The organism is Aquabacterium sp. (assembly GCF_004297345.1).
Taxonomy (GTDB): Bacteria; Pseudomonadota; Gammaproteobacteria; order Burkholderiales; family Burkholderiaceae_C; genus Aquabacterium.
In genome coordinates, this window is the sequence record NZ_SCTN01000248.1 from 1 (window position 1) to 1,743 (window position 1,743).

2 protein-coding genes are annotated in these 1,743 nt (G+C 62.8%); both read left to right on the top strand.

All coding sequences use genetic code 11. The features are described 5' to 3' along the window. The coding region (tilS, locus tag EPO09_RS08735; protein WP_290642216.1) for a tRNA lysidine(34) synthetase TilS at positions 1 to 800 on the top strand (800 nt) is incomplete at its 5' end. A gap of 152 nt (positions 801 to 952) precedes the next feature. Continuing rightward, positions 953 to 1,743: aspartate kinase (locus tag EPO09_RS08740; protein WP_290642218.1), on the top strand; the 791-nt coding region annotated here is incomplete at its 3' end.

The following is a 1,743-nucleotide window of genomic DNA, read 5'->3' on the forward strand; positions in this document are numbered from 1 at the left end:
GGCCGGTGCTGGAGGCCGCCTTTCCTCAGGCCGAAGCGTGTCTGGCTGCGTCCGCCGAGCGCGTTCAGGATGTCCTGCCTGTTGTGGATGCGTGGGCTGAGGGGCTGGTGGCCTCGCTGCAGCTTGACGATGCCGATGCTGACGGTGCCACTGAAATGGGACCAGGGCTTGACGCGGAGCGGTGGGCCGAGTTGTCCGGTGCGCAGCGGCGCCTGGCATTGGCGCATTGGTACCGTGGCTGGCGCGCGCAGGGGCTTTCAGCCAGTTGGTTGCAGCGTTTGGCTCATGAGGTGCCTGGCTTGGTATATCGCCAACATGCAGCGCAATGGCCTGAGATTGCGTTGGCCTTGTATCGGGGTGTGTTGCGCCCGCTGGGTCCGACTCCGGGTGCACGCGGCGATGGTCATGGGCAGGGCTTGAAGGGCAGCGCTGCGTTGCTCGCCGGGTGTGATGGCGCCTTCAATATCGACACACCCGGGGATCACGTGCTTGCTCCCTGGCATGGGGTTTTGCGGGTGACCGAGGTGGCGCAGGGCGGTGTCAATCCTGAGTTGCTGGCCCATGCTCGGGCGCTTGCTCGGTGCGGCGGGGAGCAGTTCCAGATGGGGCCAGGCAGGCCACCGAGGGCCTTGAAGAAGCAGTTCCAGTCAGCGGGCGTGCCTGAGTGGCGTCGCACTGGCCCTTTGATCTGGGCTGGGGATCAACTTGTTTTTGTACCCAGCCTGGGGGTGGATGCCCGTTGCCTGGCGCCGCAAGGTAGCCCCCAGTGGGGCCTTGAATGGGTGGCTGAGGGCACCTGAATGCCGGGTTTTTGACGGCAGGCGTGCCCATGAGGCTAAAATCGAGAGTTTGATCGCGCACGCATTTCTGGTTTCCTGGGATGTTTCCTTTGTGATTTCATCGTGGTTACCTCGTGTGTTAGGGCGTGCGGTCTTTTTCAACAACAACTGACATGGCACTGATCGTTCACAAATATGGCGGCACGTCGATGGGCTCTACCGAGCGCATCCGCAACGTGGCCAAGCGCGTGGCCAAGTGGGTGCGGGCGGGTCATCAAATCGTGGTCGTTCCATCGGCCATGAGCGGTGAAACCAACCGTCTGCTGGGCCTGGCCAAGGAACTCTCCGCGAACCCCAGCGCTCGCGAACTCGACATGATTGCCGCTACCGGTGAGCAGGTGTCGTCCGGTTTGCTGGCCATTGCGCTGCAGGCCGAAGGCCTGGAGTCGGTCAGCTACGCTGGCTGGCAGGTGCCCATCAAGACCGATTCCGCCTTTACCAAGGCGCGTATCGAGAGCATCGATGACGCCCGCGTCCGCGCCGATCTGGCTGCCGGCAAGGTGGTGGTGATCACGGGCTTCCAGGGTGTGGACCCTGAGGGCAACATCACGACCCTGGGCCGTGGCGGGTCGGACACCTCGGCTGTGGCTGTGGCTGCGGCCATGAAGGCCGACGAGTGCCTGATCTATACCGACGTGGACGGTGTCTACACGACCGATCCCCGTGTGGTGCCTGATGCTCGTCGCCTGAGCGCCATCAGCTTCGAAGAGATGCTGGAGATGGCCTCTCTGGGCTCCAAGGTGCTGCAGATCCGCTCGGTGGAATTCGCCGGCAAATACCGTGTGCCCCTGCGCGTGCTGTCCAGTTTCACGCCCTGGGATATCGATCTGGCTGAAGAAGCCAAGTCGGGCACGCTCATCAGTTTTGAGGAAGACGAGAAAATGGAACAAGCCGTTGTGTCAGG